Origin of the sequence: Flavobacterium reichenbachii (assembly GCF_002217435.1) — a bacterium.
Lineage (GTDB): Bacteria > Bacteroidota > Bacteroidia > Flavobacteriales > Flavobacteriaceae > Flavobacterium > Flavobacterium reichenbachii.
On record NZ_MUHF01000009.1, the window covers coordinates 85,563 to 107,696 of the forward strand.

11 protein-coding genes are annotated in these 22,134 nt (G+C 36.0%); all 11 read right to left on the reverse strand.

Annotated features, from left to right (window positions below; all coding sequences use genetic code 11):
• Positions 1-62 precede the first annotated feature (62 nt).
• Positions 63-1,463 carry a glycoside hydrolase family 140 protein gene (locus tag B0A68_RS09705; RefSeq protein WP_035689509.1) on the reverse strand — a complete coding sequence of 467 codons (1,401 nt, stop codon included), beginning with the start codon at positions 1,461-1,463 and terminating at the stop codon, positions 63-65.
• Positions 1,464-1,735: 272 nt separating this feature from the next.
• Complete coding sequence (locus B0A68_RS09710; RefSeq protein WP_240475324.1) at positions 1,736-4,807, reverse strand: DUF6298 domain-containing protein; 3,072 nt, start codon at positions 4,805-4,807, stop codon at positions 1,736-1,738.
• Between the two features lie 276 nt (positions 4,808-5,083).
• The gene (locus tag B0A68_RS09715; protein WP_035689289.1) at positions 5,084-6,790 is read right to left on the reverse strand and encodes a polysaccharide lyase; all 1,707 of its coding nucleotides are present in this window, start codon (positions 6,788-6,790) and stop codon (positions 5,084-5,086) included.
• A 187-nt stretch (positions 6,791-6,977) separates the two neighbouring features.
• Positions 6,978-7,649 carry a DUF3826 domain-containing protein gene (locus B0A68_RS09720; RefSeq protein WP_240475322.1) on the reverse strand — a complete coding sequence of 224 codons (672 nt, stop codon included), beginning with the start codon at positions 7,647-7,649 and terminating at the stop codon, positions 6,978-6,980.
• A gap of 65 nt (positions 7,650-7,714) precedes the next feature.
• On the reverse strand, positions 7,715-9,424 hold the full coding sequence (locus B0A68_RS09725) for a polysaccharide lyase (protein ID WP_035689288.1): 1,710 nt from the start codon (positions 9,422-9,424) through the stop codon (positions 7,715-7,717).
• A gap of 92 nt (positions 9,425-9,516) precedes the next feature.
• A complete protein-coding gene (locus B0A68_RS09730; RefSeq protein ID WP_035689285.1) occupies positions 9,517-11,526 on the reverse strand; it encodes a RagB/SusD family nutrient uptake outer membrane protein in 2,010 nt (669 codons plus the stop codon).
• A 17-nt stretch (positions 11,527-11,543) separates the two neighbouring features.
• Positions 11,544-14,903 (reverse strand): SusC/RagA family TonB-linked outer membrane protein, encoded by a 3,360-nt coding sequence (locus B0A68_RS09735; protein WP_035689282.1) that lies wholly within the window; start codon positions 14,901-14,903, stop codon positions 11,544-11,546.
• A 587-nt stretch (positions 14,904-15,490) separates the two neighbouring features.
• Positions 15,491-16,273, reverse strand: a complete 783-nt coding sequence (locus B0A68_RS09740) for a rhamnogalacturonan acetylesterase (protein WP_035689279.1) — start codon at positions 16,271-16,273, stop codon at positions 15,491-15,493.
• A gap of 7 nt (positions 16,274-16,280) precedes the next feature.
• Positions 16,281-17,267 (reverse strand): pectinesterase family protein, encoded by a 987-nt coding sequence (locus B0A68_RS09745; protein ID WP_035689275.1) that lies wholly within the window; start codon positions 17,265-17,267, stop codon positions 16,281-16,283.
• A gap of 138 nt (positions 17,268-17,405) precedes the next feature.
• Positions 17,406-19,424, reverse strand: a complete 2,019-nt coding sequence (locus B0A68_RS09750) for an aceric acid hydrolase (protein WP_035689273.1) — start codon at positions 19,422-19,424, stop codon at positions 17,406-17,408.
• A gap of 242 nt (positions 19,425-19,666) precedes the next feature.
• The gene (locus B0A68_RS09755; protein WP_035689270.1) at positions 19,667-22,126 is read right to left on the reverse strand and encodes a pectate lyase family protein; all 2,460 of its coding nucleotides are present in this window, start codon (positions 22,124-22,126) and stop codon (positions 19,667-19,669) included.
• Positions 22,127-22,134: the final 8 nt, after the last annotated feature.

Below are 22,134 nucleotides of genomic sequence, written 5' to 3' on the forward strand. Positions count from 1 at the left end.
GGATATTCGTGATTATTTATTCACGAAATGCATTTCACTAATTACTTTTTACTTTTCACTAATTACTTAATAGAACGTAAAATCAAAACCCAGTCATTACCATCTTCATTTTTACCTGCTGGTTGAAAATTTTGAGTTCCTTTATTATCAAATGTTCCGATTTTAGTTTTCTTTCCATTTCTTGGATTGTACCAAATCGCTTCGAATTTATCCCCTGAAATTTTTCCTAGTTTTACTTCTATTATTCTTCCGTTGTAGGTGTATAATAAAGCGTATTTTTCGCCTTTTATGGCTGGAATATAATCGTATTTTTCGCCTTGATTAACAATTAATGATGGATCCGGGATTCCTTCTAGAAACGGAAATTCCTCCATTAATTTCTTAATATAAACCATTTGTTTTGCTCCGGGCGCATTGATTGCCGATGTCCATAATTCCTTATTTCCATACGCTGGTTTATCTCCTTTTCTGAACATTTGCATTACAGCGTTATGTCCGTATGTGTAACCGGCTGCACCTGAAAAAACCGACCAATATCCGTAACGACGAACATCACTTGCCGTCCATTTTGGTTGTAAAGTATCGTGTAAACCGTGTGGAATTCCTTCGTAAGATGGTTCTCCGTCAAGCGAAGGTTTGATTGGTTTTAATTCAAAATCTCTTAGGACAAATTTGTAATTGTCTTCTTTGAAATTCGTTTTTGATGAATCCTGGTCATATCTTCTGTGTCCTGACTGGAACATATTGAAATCTAACCAGCTTGCATTGTGATAATTCTCTGAAGAATCGGTCCTTCCGAAAGGGTGAAATGTCACCAATTGATTCGGATTATTGGTTTTTAAAGTATTCCCGATGGCGTTCCAGATATCCATAAACTCGTTTCCGTGTGTATCGCCACCATTTAACCAGATTACGTTGGTTTTGTTTTTATATCTATCAGCTAAAAACTTCGCGTATGCGGTTGCCTGCTCTTTGTTAATTTTATTTCCTTTAGAAACATTTGTTCCCCAAACCGGAACCATCGCTAAGTAAATTCCGTTTTTGCGGGCCACTTCTAAAGTATAATCTACGTGATCCCAATAATCGTATTCTTGTTTGTTATTGAAATTATTCCCCGCCGTAATTAAAGGTTTCGAAACATCTTCGTTAATCAAAGCCGAATTCCCGTACACATTTACAGCATTGATATTGTGCAAAACCATTACCTGAATTACATTGAATCCTTTTTCTTTTCTGTCTTTAAAATACTTATCAACGCCTGCTCTGTCTAATTTTCCGAATGTCAGCCAGCCTGTATCTCCAAGCCAGAAAAATGGTTTTTCGTTTTCGGTAACAAAATAATGCTGGTTTTTTGAAACTTTAATTTGAGGAAGAGCGCCTTTTGCAGATTGCGAAAATCCGCTTTGTGACGTCATCAAAAAGCTGATGGTTAGGGCGTATAAATATTTAATTTTCAGATTCATTTTGGTTGTATTTGAATTTATGTTTTTTTGGCTGTTTGCCAAGAATTACAGTAATTTTTACTAATTTTTCTTTACTCATCTTAATTATTTCACGCTCCCGATAGCTATCGGGATAGCAGATTTTAGCTGATTTTCGCAGATCAAAATTTAAAAATCTGTTGAATCTGCTTTTATCTTTTTAAATCTACGTGAAAAATTTACTCTCGCAGATTAAGCAGATTTAATTTTAAATTAAATTCGTGCTAATTGGTGTAATTCGTGGCAATCCTTTTTTACTTTTTTACTACAAAAAGCACTTTTTCTTTGATTTCAGATTGTGGGATTGTGACTTGTTTTCCTCCGCTAATATTTGCTTTTTTAGTTATATTTCCTGTTGAAGCATTGATTGCAAATACTTCAAATGTTCCTTTTTCATTTAATAAATCAATTGTGATATCTTGGTCATTTTTCAGATAGAAAAGATAGCTTTTTCCTTTATTTTCCAGTTTCCAAAGATTGTCCGAAAAGGTGTTTCCGTCAACTAATTTCATTTCGCTTAAAGCGGAATAAAATTCAGCAAGTTCAATTTTTGGAATGTTTGGCATTGAAGCTCCGGCCATCAGTGCCGGCCATCCAAATCGTGATGAACCATCGGTTGAATATAAAATGACTTTTTCAGGATATTTTTCGCGGTACTCACGAACGGCGCGATACACTTGATTGTCAGTTTCTTTTCCGGTTTTTAATTTTCTGGCGTGTTGTCTTGGTGCTAAGTTTACGCCTCCCTGCGGTGCGTACGCCGATCCATCTTCTTTATAATACCAATAACGAATATCTATTAAATCGACTGTTTTGGCTCTTTTTGCATCGTTTAGAATAGCGTCCTGAACATCTTTTGTAGCGCTCAGACCAATGATTCCGTTTTTACCGGTTTCGTCTTTCCATTTTTGCGCTTCGTCTAACCAGAATTCCATAAAGTGAATCGGACCTGTATATTCGGCACTTGTTAACTGAATAACGTTGCTGTTCTCCCGAAAATTCTCCAATGATTTTCTGATGAAACCTTGGTGTAATTTTCTTCTGTCGGAGTTTGTAATATCGTAAAACTGCTCCGCCATAAAAATGCGTTTATCTCCCGCATAAGGCGGTGGTTCCGGAAAACCTGTGCTCTTAATATTATTTGCAGAACGCCAAGGTGAGCTTGCCCAATGCGCTCCGGCTTCTAAAATATTGTGCTGAAAATATTGCTGATTGATTAACAATTGTCCGTTTGGTTCTGCAAGTGTAGCAAACTGCGCCAGACGAGACCAATACCAATCGTTGAATTTTGTTAAATCGTATTTACTCAAATGATCCCAGGCTAAATCTTGCCCGCTTCTTGCGAAAGGCTGTTCGTAAAACGGAGGCCATACGTCAGCGTCGATTCTGCGCACGCGCTCGTGATCGTCCATCCTTCTGTCGTACCATAAACCGTAATTATGTTCTAAAGCAACAATGTTGTTTTTAGTTAAATAATCAACTGTCTCTTGCACTTTATCCGTCAATCCGTTTCCAGTTCTTCCAGGTACAAAACGGGTTAAATGTGGTGTAGATTTATTTACAAAATCGTCTGTTAAATCTCCTCTCCACCATGCGACGTTCGTTTCTTTTCCGGCAATTAATTTTCCTTCAAAAGTTAAAAGACCATTTTCAATTTTAATTTTTGAAGTCGAAACTTTCGCTTTATTTTCTGCTGTAACTTTTAAATCATTCGCATTTTTTAGTTTCGAACTGTTTATATCAATCGGATTTTGTTTTGAAACTTCTGCAATCCATTCTTGTAAACTTTTTGCGGTTGTCACCGAATTTTTAGTCAATTCTAAAGCTACTTCCACTGTCGGACTAGAAGATGGTTCTGAACCTAAATCGTAAATAAAAGGTTCAACAGGAAGTTTCCCTAATCTCGCTTCTAACTGCGCGTAGAATAAACTTCTTGGGCTAATATGTCCGTTTACGTCTTTCCAATGTCCGTTTCCTGCAAATTGTCCCCAAACTCCAAAAGCCCAGTTTTGCGCCGTCGGCGGACTGTAACATTCTATTTTTGATGCTGATGATTCCCAAATTACAGAGTTTCCAGCGGTCCAGCCTGCACCTCTTCCACCTTGTTCTCTGTTATTATAACTTAAAGCTTTTCCGTCGATGTTGGCAATGTCGAACAAAACTCCGGTTGCCCAGCTTCCTATTGCGCCACTGTTTTCGAATGGCAAATGCGATTCGCATTGGATAAAAACGTTTGGACCTGTAGTTCCAAATCCTCCAACAGCGAAATCATGATAGCCAAATTCTGAATAACAACGCTGGAAAAGTGTTTGCTGACCTTCAGTATAAAAGGTATGTCTTCTAAAAGAAGCGATTTCAGAAATGGGTTCTGTGGCAATACAATCTTCAACTGTAATTTGCTGAGATGTTTTTAAAACCGTAATTGCTCCGCCTGCAAAATGTTTGAAATTGACTTGTTTAACCCAGGCGTTTCTAGTATTTTCAATACTGATTGCCTGCCATCTGTGTTCTTCGTCTTTTAAATTGGATGGATTGTAAGTCGATTTTATCAGAATATTTTCAATTCCGATTTGCTCCACTCTTCCCGGCCAAGAATAAACTGCAACTTTTGAAGTTCCGAAAACATCATCCAAAGACATTGTTAATGGTGCATTTAATGTCACTTCATTTCCGTTGATTTTAGTTACAAGACGATTCCAAGTCATATCCCAAGCTCCTTTTTTCCAGCCGATCCAGGAAGTTTCGCCTCCAAAATCCTGCATGTTTAATTCCTTAATGAAATTATCGGTCAAAGGTTTGCTGATTTCGATTTCATCAGCAACTTTTAATTTAGCTGTATTTTTTAATTGGATTTTTTGAGTTCCAAGTGGCGTATAAGCATTGTTAAATTCAAAAGTATCTTTGTACACTTTATCGTTTACACCCATAATTCTAATTAAAGCTTCTCTTTCTAATCCGGTTCCTAAAAGAATTGTTCCGTTTTCGGTATTCCCGCTTCCTCTTAAAACTACTCCCGATTTTCTAATATATAAAGTACCACTGACTTTAAAAATCCCTTTATCTAAAAGCACTGCACCGCGAAAACCTGACTTGTCCGCTTTTAAATTGCTGATGTAATCAATCGCATTTTGAATTTTTTGAGTTGCGTCTTCTTCTTGTTTAGAGACGAAAATTTTGTTCTCTAAATTTGGTATTGCGACTTCAGAGTTTCTATAGCCTGCAAAAGAAAAATCAGGGATTTGGTTTCCTAAATTATCTGCAGTGAAAGAAAGTTTTCCTTCTTTGGTTTTGATAATATCTGGGAAATTGTTTTGCGCTGTTCCCAAGTTTGTTAGTAAAAACAAAGCGAAACAAAACACGAACAGATTGTTCTTTTGGAAAGAAATTATATTTTTTAGTTGATTGAAATTCACTTTAAAATATTTTTTGTTGTGATTTATCCTAACAGGTTTTGCAAACCTGTTAGGTATTAACTTTATGGCTTATAATCTTAAAATAATTTGTAACCTATATTCTTGAAATAATTTCTAATCTATCTTCTTGAAATACCTAACAGGTTTTGGAAACCTGTTAGGATAAGTTGAAATAATAAATTTAGGCTTTTATTGCAACAATCCTTTTAACTTAGATAATGTGTCTGTATTATTTTCGTTTTTTGTCCAGTCTGTTTTAGATTTTGGATCAACTCCGTTAAAATACTTTTCGATATTTGTATATCCATCTCCATTTGAATCTTTATTAGCATCTGAAGCATCATTCGGGTTTAACCCAAATTTCTTTTCCCAAGCATCCGGAATTCCGTCATTATCTGAGTCTTTATAGGGTTTTCCCTTGTAAGCCGGATATCCTCCAACTTGGTCAGGATGCGTTATAATTCCTTTTTTATAGGAATCTGCAGGTAATCTTCTTTTAATATATTCTTTGCCTATATTGTTTTCTAAACCGTCTTTGACTTCGATTTTTCCGGTGCGGACTTGTTTGATAATTCTTTCGTCCACAATATCTCTTTTTGGTAAAGTAGCTCCAACATTATTCAACACAAATTCATACGCTTCTTCTGCCGACATGATCGTAATCTGAGGCATCGAAAAAGGTTTTGGCTGTTTGATTAATTCCAAATACGATTTGGTTTCTGCTTCTGGAAGATCTTCTAATTGAACTCCGCCATTCCAATTATCAGCTGTAACTTCTGGAGATCCCTGAATAAAATTTCCTGCCACATACGCCCTTCCGTAGGTTCTTGGCACCATATAACCGGCTTCAGGTTTTAGGATTCTGTAACGAATTGGCTGATCTGTAGGCGTTATTGGTCCCGGTTTGAAGTAATTATTGATGATGTTGAACATCGAACGATAATCTCCTCCGTCAAGAGAACGATTCCACCAATTAAAAATCACATTATTTACAAAATTAAAATCGCCGTACATTCCGATAGACGCATTTCTTGAAATATTATCTGCCCATAAATTACGCATAAAAGTACTGTTTAAACCGCCAATTGTGCTTCCGAAAGCGTGATTATACGTATCTAAACCTTCTGACGAAATAGTATTTTGAATGGTAATATTACAAGCCGGCAGTTTTTCTAATTTTGATTTATCATTGGCCTGAAACTGATGTCTGTACAATGAAATATTTTCGTCTAATCCCCAGCTTACAGAGCAGTGATCAACAATTATATTTCCGATTGGATTTCCTCCCAACGCATCATCTCTACGAGTAACTTCTGTTGCGCCTCTTCTAAAACGCACATGTCTGATGATAACGTCATGCGTATCAATTTCTAAAGTTTCTCCTGCAATACAGATTCCGTCGCCTGGTGCCGTTTGTCCCGCAATGGTAACATACGGCGCACGCATGCTGATTCTCTTTTTTAACTGTATAATTCCAGAAACGTTGAACACAATTGTTCTTGCACCAACGGCTTCGCAGGCTTCTCTAAAAGTTCCTTTTCCGCTGTCTTCTAAACTCGTTACTACAAATATTCTTCCGCCTCTTCCTCCTGGTGTAAAAGCGCCTCCGCCTTCAGCTCCCGGAAAAGCAGGAATGTCAGCATGAACAAAATCTTTCGGATAAGATGCCCACGGTAAGTACGGACGTCCCAATTTTGCCTCGGCCTGAATAATATTATAATTGCTTGTCCAGATTTCGCTCAGCCTTTTTTCTTCATCGGCCAAAAGTGCATCGGCTTTCTCCTGAAGCGGTTTTGGAATCTGAGGATACTGCGCATATGCGGATGAAAAGAAAGAACAAAATGATAGTATCGTTAATGTTCTTTTGAATGTGGTTATTGGAAAGATAGTCTGCATTTGTTTAGTTCTTAGTAGTTAGTGACTAGTCTTTAGTAATTAGTCCTTAGCTTTTTGTCTTGACTTTTAGTTCTTAGTAGTTAGTTTAGCTCCGCAAATTGTAATTAGTTAATACATTTCAGTAATACATCTTTATAAAATAATAAAAGAAACTAATCACTAATTACTAGGTACTAAGGACTAAAAGCTAATTCTTAGCCTTCTCTCTTTCTTCAATACGTTTGTGCCAGTCAGCACTTTCTTTGTTTAAATCGTAACCTTCTTTTGATAAATAATTATTGATTCTTCCTTTGTATTTACCAAACCAGCCGTGCTTTTCTTTAGAAGAACCTCCATCCATTGCATATTCTCTGGCTTCGACTAAAGCTTTATAAATATAATCTTTTTGTGCTGCAGTTAAATTTGGAAGCATGTCGTTATAACCTGCAACGGTAATAGGCAGAACTCCGTAAGTCATTCCGTCTTTTACTTCAATAATTTTATCTTCTGATAATTCTTTACCTAATTTTTTAAGGTACGATTTGTGCAGTTTGGCAATCGATTCGTCGGCTTTTGATTTCAGTTTATCAATTTTCTCGTTTTGCTTTTCTTTGGCTAAACTGCTGTCTTCTTTTACTTTTTTGATTTCGGCATCTCTACCGTCCTGAATTTCGCTTAAATCTCTGAATTGCTGTGCAATAATATTCGAAACAGCTTTATCTTTTGCTTCGTTTTTCAGGTCTAATTTCACAACAATTTTTGCTGCTCTTTCATTTGTAACTTTAATATATTCAGGATCTAAATGCTGTTGTGCACTCAAAGTTGAAAATGCAAAAACCAATGATAATAAGCCGCAGTTAATTTTATTTAGTGCCATCATTTTTATTTTTTAATATTGAAAACATTCTTGTTATTTCCCACAAGAATGTTTTCAAAAATTGTTCCTTATTTTAAATCTAATAAAGGTCTAACCAAAGTTTCTTTATTATTTGCTAAATCTTTCCAGTCTACTTTTATTGCAGGATTTACACCGTTAATATAATCTTCAATATTAGAATATCCATCTCCATTTAAATCTCCTTTAGCATCTGATGGATCATTCGGATTTAAACCGTATTTTTTCTCCCATGCATCCGGCATACCGTCTTTGTCTGTATCTAAATAAGGTTTTCCTTTGTATTCCGGATATCCTCCAACTTGAGAGATATCTGTAATAATTCCTTTTTTATAAGAATCCATTGGTAAACGTCTGTGCTCGAATTGGTAGAATTCTTTTTTCTCTAATCCTTTTGCATATTCCGGAACTCCGGTTTTTACGGTTCTTACGATTCTTTCGTCTACTTTATCTCTGATTGGTAAAGTTGCTCCTACGTTTTTCAATACAAATTCGTAAGCTTCGTCAGCTTTTAAAATTTTGCTGAACCAAGGCATTGGAAAAGGTCTGTCGCTTTTCATTTTAGCAAAATATTCTCCAGCTTCCTGAAAAGACATCAATTCGCCTTTTTTATTTTCGATTTGAATGCCGCCATCCCAGTTGTCTTTGGTTACTTTATCATTGTTGTTTACAATGTTTCCGTTTACATACGCCCTGCCAAAAACCATGTAAGGCAGTTTGCTTCTTCCCGATTCTGGTTTTAAGATTCTGTAGCTTATTGGCTGTGTCAAATCGGTTACCGGACCTGGTTTATAAAAGTTATTGATGATGTTGTAGTTTGCTGTATAATCACCTCCATCGGTAGATCTGTTGTACCAGTTGAAAACTACGTTGTTTACGAAATTAAAAATTCCATTCCACCCAATAGAAGGGTTTCTACCAGCATTATTTGCCCACATATTTCTAACAAACGCACAATTTTCTCCACCCAAAGTACTTCCGAAAGCATGATTGTAAGTATCTAAAGCTTCTCCAAACAAACTATTCTGGATTGTAATATTTACGGTTGGTTTTTTTTCGTCTGGGTAACCTGCTCCCGGACTGTACATGTGTCTGTAAATTGACATGTTTTCGTCTAATCCCCAAGTAGCAGAAACGTGGTCAATCATGATATTTCCAACAGGATTTCCTCCAATTGCATCATCTCTACGACCCACAAAAGTTTCTCCTCTGCGAAAACGCATGTGTCTGATAATTACGTCATGCGTATCAATCCAAACTGATTCTCCGGCTACGCAGATTCCATCGCCAGGAGCAGTTTGACCTGCAATAGTAATGTAAGGAGCGCGAATAATTAAAGGACTTTTTATTCTGATAATTCCTGAAACATTAAATACTACTATTCTTGCACCACCCAGTTCACAAGCTTCACGCAAAGTTCCAGGACCACGGTCTTCAAGACTTGTTACGGTGTAAACATTTCCGCCGCGACCTCCATAAGTAAACATTCCTCCTCCTTCAGCTCCTGGAAAAGCAGGAATCTCTGCTTGTGGTAAATCATTTGGCCTTGACGCCCATGGAATATAAGGTTTACCGTGTTTCGCTTCTTCTTCGATAATAACTAATGCTTTCTCCCATGCTTGATCAGAAAGTTTGGAAGCCTCTTCTTTTATTGCCTTTTCCTGTGCCTGCACTTCTGGACTTATCTTCGGGTATTGAGCAAAACACTCTGTACTTCCCAAAAAAAGCAGAGAAGCGATAAATAATACGGAATTTTTCATGTTAATTCTTTATTTTGGTAATTCTTTTTAAACAAATCACCTGTATTTTTTTGACAAATACAGGTGAGAAGTTATATATTTTTTTGATAAATCTATTCTTGATAGTTGAATGTTCCGGCAGCACCAGAAGCATCTTTCCATCCAATTGTTTGTTTCAACCAAGGATTTTGAGCCAAAACAGTCTGACTAAGTCCTTGAATATAATAATTCTGTCTCCAGTTAATATTCGTTGCTGTTCCACCAATATTATCCATAGGAGTTGGAGGAGAACGGAATTCAAAATTAGCAGTATAAAAAGTTGCTAGTGCTGTAAGCTGCGTTTGAAAATTAGCTGCATCTGGATCTACAGATATTGAAGCACGAGCAGCTGCTAGAGGATCTGTACCAACAGCACTTGTACCATTTTTGTAATGTAAATAGTTACCAACACGTTGTGTGCCATTTATTGGAGCAATTCCTAATTTTGCATTTGTAGTATTATTTGCAGCAGCATCATCATTATAAAGCATCCAGCGCTGAATATCCCAAAAACGTTTTCCTTCGTATGCCAACTCAATTCTACGCTCATATAAACAAGCTTCAAAAGCCTCATATTTAGTTGATAAAGTTCCTACTCCATAATTATTTGCCGAAGGAATTCCAACACGATTTCTAACTTTTCCAATATAACTTACAGCATTTGCAATATCTCCTTTTCCTGCATAACATTCTGCAATATTAAGGAGCAATTCGGCAAAACGATAATCCATAATATCGGTACCTGAATATTGAAAATTGGTAGCGTTACTTACATTCGGGCTTGACATTTTACGAACAAAAGCAGGGCTTGGCACATCGTTCCCCATACTAAAACCAAAAGTATTTGCCACAGGTGTCGACCATCGGTATGCCCAAACAGTAGGCTGTGCAGCGGTAGTAAGACTGTTAGTGTAAGGCCAATAACTTCCAGAGAATGCAAAAGTTCTGTAAAAACGAGGGTCACGATCTTTAAAAAACAAGAAATCATTATATCCGTTTGCAGTTGTTGGACGAGAACCATCTTTCATAGGAAATAAATCGATCATTCTTTTTGGAGCTTTAACTCCGTTACCAGCTACTCCACCCTGACTTGCAAGTCTTATAGATCTTTCCCAAGAATTGTTTGAAGATATTGCTACAGTACCACTCCCTAAAAGACGAATTGTAATGGCTTCTGGGTTGGCCGTATTATCATTGATATAGAACATTTTTGCCCAATCACTTGCAGATGCTCCATATAAACCGTTTCCTGCCGCTATAAGCTGTGTTTCTGCTTCTAAACTTGCTTTTAAAGCTACTTCCCAACGTTCTGCAGACTCCCAGTTTTTGTTAAACAAAGGGCTGGCATAAGTCAGTAAAACTCTTGATTTTTGAGCCAAAGCTGCTCCTTTTGTATAACGACCGTATTCAGTAGCTCCCCATCCTGATGTTGTAGGAAGCAAAGTTGCTGCTAAATCTAAATCGCTTACAATTTGGTTTACTACTTCTGTAACAGAAGCTCTAGGACGCTGCGTTAATGGATTATTAGAAGATGCATCTTCTACCGTTGTTACGATAGGAACACCTCCAAAAGTACGCATTAAATCAAAATACTGAATCGCACGTAAATAGTATAATTGTCCTTTTATACGATCACGAAAAGTCTGTGATAAATTAGCCCCTTTTGTATCAATGCTTTCCAACATTATATTACAATCCCTAATTCTATTGTAAGGTTCATTTTTGATCGCATCTGCCAATGGAGTTCCATAATAAGTAGAGGCATCCGCTGCATTTTCCCAAGTATAATTAGGATTGATGTAACTTTTATCAGCAATATTATTAGATATTCCTCCTACTTCCTCTGTATAAGAAGACTGAGTGGTACTAAATTGTCCTACTACAGTAGCCATAGGCGATTTGTAGGCATCAAAAAAGTCGTAATACACATTATTTACATACCAATTTACACGTTCTTCACTTTTGAAAAACTCATCGTCAAAATAACCGTACTGTTTTTTTTCTTCCAAAAAATTATCACTGCAAGAAGTGCCTAAAACAACTAATAGTGCCAGTGTTATATATTTATTAATCTTTGATTTCATAATAATTAATTTTAAATTTAGAATGTTATATTCATATTAACTGACCATGTTCTAAGTGTAGGATATCTTGATAAAGAATTATCATACATATTACGGTAGTGACCAGGATATGGGTTATATAAATCCCAAAGATTGTTTCCTGTAACACCTAAAGTTACTCTCTGAACACCAATTGTTTTAAGAGGCTCTTTTGGTAGTTCAAAACCAACTGTCAGGTTTCTAACTGTACATCTAAAGTTACTCAATTCCCAAAAATCTGATGGTGCATAAGCTGTTGCCTGCTGTCCCATATTAGGATATTTACCATTAGGATTAGTAGTAGCATCGTACATATCATTCCAAAAAGGTTCATGTGCCCAGTCATTTTGAGTAGAACCAGCACTTTGCTGTACTAAATCAATAGAGTTATAGCCTCCCCATGAAGTAGCAATCTGAGTTTTAAAATAAAACGATTTATAGTTTAATCCTAAATTTGAAGTAAAACCATATGTTCTATTACTATTAGCTAATTTGATATAATCTAATTGTCTAGCAATCTGACCGTCTGCTGGAGCCTGTGTTTTTGTAGCAGCATCATAAGCACCGCCAACATCTTCGTAAGCCAGCATTCCTTTTCTCATATTAATTACATTGTTTATACCTAAATAGTTAGGCGTTCCTCCAACTGCTGCGGCATTGGCAGTTAAATAATTCCAATAGTTGGTAACATCTTGGTCTGTACGTAAAATACCATCTCCTGTAGAAGTTTCTTTCCATGTTCTGAATCCCCATACTGGAGTAAAGGTTGAATAACCTTCCTGAACTGTATTAAGTGAAGGATGCTGTACTGGTACTGTAGGATATTTTTTGTATTCGTTATCAGAATAACCAAAATTCAATCCAACACTATAGCTAAGATTTCTGTTCAGTTTATCTTTCCAGTTTACGCTAATCTCTGTACCCCAAGCATCTACATCTGCATAATTTTGTTCTGCAAAAGCACCTCCTGTAGAAATTGGAGTTCCTGCTTCTCCTGCTAGAGAAATCAACATGTCTGTAGATTTATCATAGTAAAAATCAGCCGTAAGCTGCAATCTGTTTTGCAAAAGACCTAAATCCAGACCTATATTATGTTTGATAGTTGAATCCCATCTAACATTTTCATTTGGTGTAGGTCTTGGCGTTATAGCACCACCCAATGTCCCTCCTGATAAACCAAACTGATTTCCTTTGTCTGGTATAACATCATAAAGAACCAGCCAACGCCATGGTTTAATGTTATCTTTTCCTGTTTGACCTATAGAGTAACGTAATTTCAAGTTGCTGATAACTGGAACCGATTCTTTAAACCAGCTTTCATTTGACACCACCCAGCCTACTTGAGCTGATGGGAAAAATCCCCAATAGTTTTGTGGTGCAAATTTTGTTGAAGCATCACTTCTAAAAAGTAACTGTAATAAGTATTTGTCTTTATAACTGTAATTTACACGTCCTAAGTATGAGAATGTTCCTGATTCTCCTTTAAGTGCCTGAGAATTAGAGTTAATTGTACCTGCTGTAGTATTGGTTCCTAAATAATCTTTTGAAGTACCCTCATAAGCCAATCTCACACTGCTGTAATTTGATTCAGATTTTTCAATACCAAATAATGCATCAACACTATGGCTGCCAAAAGTTCTGGCATAAGTAGCAAAAAAGTTGGACTGAATTACTTTATCTACATCTGTATTGTAATAGACTCTCGAATTACGAACATTCGTTTCAAAAATACTATTTACATATGTAGAATTTGGATTTACAAGGTGATTATCTGCTCGCTCATAATTTGTAATACGAGCTAAGTCGTAAGGCAATTGTACTTGCTCTGTATTGGCACTAGACTGGCTTCTTGCATAACTTCCTTTTAAAGACAATCCTTTAATGAAAGGTACTTTATAATTTAAAGATAAATTCACATTATATGAAAATTCCTGATCAATCTGGTAACCGCTGTTCAAACTTGCAAAATAGTTCCATCCTGCAATAGTATTATTTGCGTTTGCACTTCCTAAGTTACGATCTGTACGAGCGATAGGAGACAACCAATATTCTTTGCCATTTTGTGTTACCGACCAAGGAATGTATTTTGGCATATGCAATAAATAAGCATAATCTGCCTGCTCACCTCCACCCGCTGAACCCGCTCCAGCATCACTAATGTTTGCAGATGCCTTAGAAAATGATTTTTGAGTATCTACTGTATTAGCAGAAATAGTAGCCGAAAAGTCAAAATCTTTAGACAATTTAGCCGTCATACCGGTACGGAAATTCCATTTTTTGTAATCCTGATCTCCAAGATTCGCACCTTGGTCAAAATAAGTAATACCAGCAAAATACGTTGCTTTGTCATTTCCTCCACTTGCAGTTAGCGAGTGTCTTTGCTGTGTTGCCGGTTTCCATGCTTTTTTCAACCAGTCATAGTCTAAGCCTTTCATTTGCTCTAACTCAGCATCAGAGAAATATTTACTTTGATCAGGATCAACCTGACCAGATGCAACACTAGATCTCAAAAATCTGTTTTTCCAAACACCATGCTCATAAGCACTCATTGTTTTACTATGGCTCACAGCGTCATTAAATGCTGCCTGACTATAATATGTGAATTTTAATTTTCCATCCTGACCTCTTTTGGTTTTTACCACGATAGCTCCTTGAGAAGCACGAGAACCATAAATAGCAGCAGAACCGTCTTTTAAAATAGTAATACTCTCTATCTCAGAAGGATCTAATCTGTTAAAAGTTTCAAGTGTTGCCAATCCAGTTGATGGATCTATCTGCACCATATCATCGATAACGATTAAAGGACTTGTTGAATTTCCATCTTTAGAGAAACCAAATGTTTGACGTATTTGAACGTCTGCAGCAGTTCCTGGACGACCAGAACCACCAGAAACATTTAATCCAGGAGTTAACCCTCTTAAAGACTCTGATAAGTTTGATACCGGTAAATCCTGAATATCGTCTGGTTTAATTGTAGTAATAGCACCAGTAATTTTTTGTTTTTTCTGAGTACCATACGCTACAACAACGATATCACTTAATTCATTTGAATCTTCCTGTAACTTGGCATTCAAAGTTGTACGCCCCGCTAAAGCAATCTCAATTTTTTTCATTCCAATAAAAGAAAAAACTAATGTTGCACCAGGCTTTACAGTAATCTGGTACTTTCCACTGTAATCTGTAGTTACAGTGTTTTTTGATGACTTTTCAGTTACGTTTACCCCTGGCAAAAGAAATCCCGAATTGTCCGTCACTGTCCCAGTAATCTTAATTGGAGTGTTTGCAGTCTGAGCATAAGAAATTACACTCATCATGGCAAACAAAATAAAACTACATCTTTTAATAAGTGCTTGTTTCATAAATGTTTTGTTTTGGTTAGGTTATTAATGTTAGTTTTTGTCATGTTATAAACCTGATCTTAATTTTAACAAAAGACTTTAATTAATTCTTAAAGCGCTTATTAAATGTTAAAAACACATTTATTTTTTTATTTCAAAAATAGGACGACTATACAATACAACCGTCCTGCACTATCCTGCTTTAATCTCATAATCACAAAAATAATCAGTCAAAAAAACAATATTAATAAAAAAAGTAGACAAAAAATATAGCTAGAAGAAAAAACGAATGAATTATATAAACATAATAAAATTAAAAAACCGTTTTTGAATCAAAAGAAAGAAAATATTCATCAAAAACATTTATACACTGTTTATTATGCAAAATGGTCCTATCGGAGTATTGATATAGAAGCTGTTATCTTTAACTTATAAATAGGAAAAATAAAATAACAATGAAGCTGTATTGTATAGTTTTGTAATTAAAAAACTTACAAAAAACAAGCAGGATGGCCTTATAATAATTCTTAATATTTTATTAAAATAAATATATTTTAGGAGTAAATTCTGATCAATAGGCGCTCCCGATTATTGATAATATTTTTAAACTACAGCCTTTTCAGTGCGTCAAACACTAATTTTGCCACTTCTTTCCCTCCATTTACCTGAAAGTGCGTATTATCTTTCTGTCCATCTGGAAAAGCAGGATACTTTCCTGGTTCAAAATTCATGAAATAATTTGCTGTAACGTATTCTTGTCCTTTAGCAGAAAAGAAATTCATAGACAGTTCGTTTAAGTCAATATATTTTACATTTAATTCTTTGGCTGTTTCTATTGCAGCCTGTGGATAATCACCATGAACGTTGGTAAGCTTTCCATCTTTCCACGGATAGTTTCTGGCAACGGGAGTTAACACAATTGGTATTGCACCTTTCTCTTTGGTTTGATTTATAAAAAGACGAAGGAATTCTTTATATCCCTCAATAGTTACATAACGTTCTGTTTTTTCGACTGCTGCATCATTATGACCAAACTGCATCATTACAACATCTCCTTTTTGAGGTGAATTGTATACCGATGCCCAACGGCCTTCCTGAAAAAAGGTTCTTGTGCTTCTTCCTCCTTTTGCACGATCATCTATTTTAACTTCTTTGGCAGAACCCAAAATAGATTTCACCATTTTTAAACTGTCTTTGTGGAAAAATGGCTGAAAAACCTGTCCCCACCCCACCTGCGGAAACTTTTTGGTTTGATAATTTTCTTCTAATGAATAGTCGGCAACAGTCGAATCTCCGATTAAATAAATAGTAGTTATTTTTGATTTAAAACTAAAAGCGCAGCATATTAATATTGAGCACAATCCAATTACGAAGATTCTAATATTAGTCATAATTACTTTATTTACTTGGATCCCATCCGTTTAAAACTAAATCTATATTGTATTTTTTAATGTCTTCTTTTTGTAACTGATGCGACCATGAAACTCTTTGAGACACATTTTTAGCACTCAAACCTTTACTTTCAAATTCTGCATAATAAGCTGTTTTATCCTTGTCAGGAAATCTCGTATCGATCCATGCATTCCAGCCTTCAGGAATGATATGAGAACCTAAATCTGTATTGATAAAAACTGTTTGTGCATAAGGTCTCCAAGGTCTTCCTAAAAATACTTTGTCAACTGAATTATCTTTTGCGGTAAGTTTACAGTTTTTAAAAACAAAACCATAAGCCTGACCTTGAGGAGTTGAAGCTGCAGTAATATAGGAATTGATTAAACTCTCAATAGTACATTTATAAAAATAAGCTGTTGCGGCACCAAAAATAAAATCGGTTGTACCATTGATAAAACAGTTTTCAAAATAGACACGAGTATTTCCTTCTGATAAATAAAGTGTATCCTGATTTCCTAAAATGCTGCAGTTTTTCACAAAAACACGATCGCTTTTTATATGTAAAGCAACAGCCTGTCCTACTCTTCCGGCTGTGTTTTCGACAGTAAGATTTTCGAGCGTGCAGTCATTTCCTTTAATCAGAAAAGAAAAAGAAGTTCCAGTACCAAAAGCTTTTTTTCCAGATGGATCAACTTCACGAAGTGGTTTTCCCGAATAATCATCAAAAGAAATTATAGTTTTATTTCTGTCTATACCTTTTAAAGTAATCAATGTTTTAGAAACAGGAATTTCAAGTTTCTCCACATACTTCCCTGGCTTTATTGTGATTACAACACGTTTTTCTGAATTGTCTTTTACATTATTTATCGCTTCCTGAATCGTTTTAAAATCTCCCGAGCCGTCTTGTGCAACGGTTAATGTCAATTTATTATCAAGCGTTTGTCCTGATAAGGAAAATGTTATTATTAAAAATAAAGCTAGAATATATTTCATCTTTTAATGGTTTATTTATTAATCTCATTTTTTGTCGTTCCTCAGATTGACAAACGGTGCGGTTGTCTAAGACAATTTAAAAATCAGTTTTTAATCCGCGTCTTTACGAAGTAAATCCGTTTCATCTGCTTACAAAATTTAATGCGACATCCAAACCGTCATTTCACTTTTTCCTTTATTTCCCCATGCAAAATACGGAATCAGTTTTACTGGTACTGCAGTTGCATCTTTAGACGAAAGCGGTTTGTATAAAGTTTTATTCCATGAATTATTAGAATTTATGACAGCTTCTGCATCAATACTTACTAAGTTTCTATTATTTAAGGTAAAAGGGTTCGTTGCAAATTTAGAATTCACATTTAAAATCACATCATTCACACTTATTTTTTCAGGAAGCTGATCTGATTCGAGACAATATACCAATGGTCCTCTTTTTACAGCAACCTGATTTTTAACTTCTTCGACCAATGGATTTGCTTCCATTAATTCAACCGGCATTGGGATATTCAATTCAATCACATCTCCTTTTTTCCATTTTTGATTTAATTTCAAATAAGTTCCTGAAGCGATTTTGTCATTAATCTTAGCATTATTAACCGAAACCGAAGCGTTCTGGCTCCAACCCGGAATTCTCAAAAAGAAATTCTGTAAATCTTTTGGTGCTTTTATAATTTTCAAAGTTATTTTTCCGTCCCAAGGATAATTGGTTTGCTGTTCAATTTCGATTTCTTCTCCGTTTAAGGATTTTGTTTTTAAAGAATTACTTCCGTATAAATTCACATAAAAACCTTCTTTCGAAAGATTGTAAGCATAATTTCCAACTTCGGCAATCGTTCTGGTTACGTTTGGCGCACAACAGTTTGATAAGGCGATATAGCCTTCACGCTCATTTCCCCATCTTTGGTGAAACGGCAGATCATTCGAAACATTCAGCGGGTTATTATAAAGGAATTTTTCTCCTTCTAAATCCATTCCCGAAAGTACGCTGTTATACAATGCTAATTCTACGATGTCTGCATATTTTGCATCTCCCGTAATCTGAAGCATTCTCCAGTTCCATAAAACATTTCCGATATTGGCGCAGGTTTCGGTATGAGCCGTTGCATTTGGCAATTGAAAAGGCCTTCCGTAAGCTTGATGGATTTTCTGAACATCTGTCGGATTATAAGAAGTCCCATCTGGCGAAACTCCATCATACAAAGAGCCACAGCCTCCTGTAATATACATTTTGCGATACGTTACATCATCCCAAATAGATTCTAAATTATCCAGTAATTTCTTTTCTCCTGTTTCTGCATATAAATCGGCAACTCCGGCGTACAAATAATTTGCTCTAACGGCGTGACCCATTGCGGTGGTCTGCTGTCTAAACGGAATTCGATCCTGATTGTCATCAGTTCCGTCATTTGTGGTTCCTCTAATATCAATTAAGTTATTTGCTAATTCCAGATATTTCGGATTTTTGGTCGTTCTGTACATTTCGACAATTCCCATATAATGAGACGGACAAATCGCATTTCTAGCCAATTCCGGTGAAGCTTTTTTGTAAAAATCATACAAGAAATCAGCCACACCTTTTGCAATGTCTAAAAAGTTAGTTTTTCCTGTCGCACGATAATGAACGCAGGCTGCGGTCATTAAATGTCCCATATTGTATTTCTCAAAACCCAATTGTTTTTTCACTTCTTCCGGCCCTAAAGTTCCCCAGCGCTCATCGATCAAAACAGGAGTATGGATGTAGCCGTCTTTGCGCTGTACTTTCTCAAAAAGCGAAATGGCTTTATCCATTTGCTGATCGAGTTTTTTATCTTTTGTTACGGCATAAGTTGCAGCCATTCCTTCAAAAATCTTGTAGAAATCACCATCATGAAACGAAGGTCCTTTAAACGTGCCCTTGCTTACACCCGCAGCGATTTCGAAGTTTTTATAAGCATGTGAGATCTCATCGTTATGATACAAATCCCACATATACGGCAGTGTATTTTTGGTTTCTACATCAAATTGCTCTTTCCAGAAACCATTTGTCCATTTTACATCTTGTAAGCCTACACTTTGCAGTTTCGAATAAGGGCTTTCTGAATTGGCTACCAAACCTTTGTTTTGCGCAAAGAGTATTGTAGAAAGAAATAAAGACGATATGATGATGTTCTTTTTCATTTTTTTTATTGTGATGTTTTGTAACGCTGATGACACGGATTTACTTCGTAAAGACGCGGATTAAAGCTGATTTTTTATCTGCTTTAATCTATAAAACCTGTAAGAGATTTTTTTTCACGCAGATTTAGCAGATTATACAGATTTTTTTTCGCCACGAATTACACAAATTTTCACGAATTATTTTTTACCTTACTGCGTAAAAAATTAATGGAAATTTGTGTAATTCGTGGCAGCCTATTTTTTTATTTAATAAAGAAATTAATAGTTCTGCTCATTGAATCTCCATCTGCATCTTTTACAGTTAGTACGAAAGAAGCGAAACCTGATTCTATAGCTGTAAATTCAACTTCTTTTCCTTTCAAAATTACTTTTCCATTTTTAAGATCAGAGAACGTATAAACCGGCTTATTTTCATACCCTTTGAAAAAATCTGAAGCAATTAAAGCTTTTTTCTCTCCAGAATTCACAAAATAATGCGGATGAGCAATCCAGTCCAGATAATTATCTAATTGCGTAAATCCATCTTTATCTGTATCCTGATTTGCATCTGAAAAATCTCCCGCTTTTGAACTTTCATTTAAACCAAAAGCTTTTTCCCACCAATTTGGTAATCCGTCATGATCTGTATCCCAATCTGCCGGACGTGTTTCTGATGCAAAATTTGGCCATCCGCCAGCATCTTCTTCATTATCGATCATGCCGCCTAAACCGCTTTTACTTCCTTTGTAGGTAAAAGTTCCTTTTAAAGTTTCATCTACAATTCGGTTATCGTGTTTGTCAAAAAACGGCTGGTTTGCCCCCACATCTGAAAGTACATTTTTATATGCCGCTTTCGCTGATTGCGTTTCTACATAAGATGGAAAAAATGGTTTATCAACAAAAGTTTCATATTCTACTTGCTCTTTGTTTGTTACAGTAGATTTTCTTCCTTTTTCTTGTGATTTTTCATCAAAATAACCGGGCATTATGTTTCCGTCAAAATAATAACGCTGCATTCCTTTTCCAACGCCTTCGTGCTGCGCATTTAAGGCTACAAAAATTCCAGTTGAAGCACCTGGTTTATAAAAATTATTTACAAAGTTTACCTCATTTGCGCCACCATCTGTAGTTCTTTTTCCCCAATTGTAAACCACATTATTGGTAATATCCAATCTTCCTGTATAAAATCCGTCACCGCTTAAACCGCCGCCAATGCTCCAGTTTCTTCCGTAATTGTGCGCCAGTAAATTATGATGAAAACTACCAATATCGCCGCCAATTGTTGCTGCATAACCGTGCATTTTTCCAGCTTCGTATTTATCATGTCCTGCCACATTCAGAGCTTCAGAAATTAAAGTTCTCTGCAATGTAATATGATGTGCGCCACGCGAACTAAACGATTCATCGATTGTCCAGCTTATTGAGCAATGATCGATAATACTATAATCTGCGCCCGTTAAACCCATTCCGTCAAAAGTAGTTCCGCCTCCAATTCTTACTTTTAAAAAACGCACCACACCATCATTTCCAGTCAATCCAAGCGGCGCTCTGCTGATTGTAATTCCTTCTCCCGGAGCTGTTTGTCCTGCAATCGTGATGTAGGGCTGATTTGCCACTAATCTTGAAGCTAGTTTTATATTTCCGGAAACATTAAAAACAATAGTTCTAGGTCCAATTTCCTGATTAATAGCATCGCGTAAACTTCCTGATCCATCGTCATTTAAATTCGTTACTTCCACCACTTTTCCACCGCGTCCTCCCACAGCATAGCGTCCGTAGCCTTCTGCACCCGGAAAAGCTAATTGTGCAGGTTTAAACGACCATACATTTCCTTGAGTTATTTCACCTTTAGTATCTACTTCATCCACTCTCCAATAATAAGTCGTTCCGCTGTACAAGTCAGAAACTGAAAAAGATTTATCCGTCTGTTTTCCTTTAAACTCTTTTGAAGATTCTGTTGCATTTTCTACAGCATTTTTATCTTCGCCAAAATACAACTTATGAGAAGCAACACTCTTTGGAGCATCCCATTTCAAAATCATATTTTTATTTACTTCAACATGTTCGTCTCTGTTTTTGGGTTCCGGAGTTCTCGCCTGATTCATCAAATTTGGCGTATCAATTTCAAAACCGTTTATTACAATCTGTTTTATGACATCAGGATTTGAAGTCGGATCGATTTCAAAACGAACGATTACATCTTTTCCTTTTTCGGCATTAAAAGTAATGTAGGCCATTGCAGCATCAATTTTTGCATTGGCTCTCTGACTTGCATTGACCGTTTCCTGAAGTTTTCCGTTAACGTAGATTTTGATAGGAGAAAAAGTTTTTTCTGTAATCACATCAAAAGCATTATGAAAAGTCAAAAGTGTATGTTTTCCTGCTTTCAATCCGCTGATTTTCAATTCTAAATTTTCAGCTGTAACCAAACCGTCACTTCCTAATTTATTATAATGCGGTGCACTCATTCCAACCTTATACCATTTCGAAGTAAAATTTCCTTTTAGTTTAAAAGTCACATTATTAAAAGATTTAGCATCTTCCTTTCCTTCATTAATCACCCAGGAATCATAACTTGGATCGTGAACTTCTTCCAGCCTTCTTTGAAAAAAGTCAAAATCGACTTTTACAGTTTGTTTATCAGTATGCTGCGCTGACTGTGCTTGCCCGTATGTGGTCAAAATCAGGGACAAAACAGCTGCGCTTATTAATTTCTTTATCATTTTGATTG

Bases quoted from the DNA above. Each gene is read 5' to 3' on its own strand.
- B0A68_RS09705 (WP_035689509.1), bottom strand. From the start codon at position 1,463: ATGAATCTGAAAATTAAATATTTATACGCCCTAACCATCAGCTTTTTG.
- B0A68_RS09715 (WP_035689289.1), bottom strand. From the start codon at position 6,790: ATGCAGACTATCTTTCCAATAACCACATTCAAAAGAACATTAACGATA.
- B0A68_RS09720 (WP_240475322.1), bottom strand. From the start codon at position 7,649: ATGATGGCACTAAATAAAATTAACTGCGGCTTATTATCATTGGTTTTT.
- B0A68_RS09725 (WP_035689288.1), bottom strand. From the start codon at position 9,424: ATGAAAAATTCCGTATTATTTATCGCTTCTCTGCTTTTTTTGGGAAGT.
- B0A68_RS09730 (WP_035689285.1), bottom strand. From the start codon at position 11,526: ATGAAATCAAAGATTAATAAATATATAACACTGGCACTATTAGTTGTT.
- B0A68_RS09735 (WP_035689282.1), bottom strand. From the start codon at position 14,903: ATGAAACAAGCACTTATTAAAAGATGTAGTTTTATTTTGTTTGCCATG.
- B0A68_RS09740 (WP_035689279.1), bottom strand. From the start codon at position 16,273: ATGACTAATATTAGAATCTTCGTAATTGGATTGTGCTCAATATTAATA.
- B0A68_RS09745 (WP_035689275.1), bottom strand. From the start codon at position 17,267: ATGAAATATATTCTAGCTTTATTTTTAATAATAACATTTTCCTTATCA.
- B0A68_RS09750 (WP_035689273.1), bottom strand. From the start codon at position 19,424: ATGAAAAAGAACATCATCATATCGTCTTTATTTCTTTCTACAATACTC.
- B0A68_RS09755 (WP_035689270.1), bottom strand. From the start codon at position 22,126: ATGATAAAGAAATTAATAAGCGCAGCTGTTTTGTCCCTGATTTTGACC.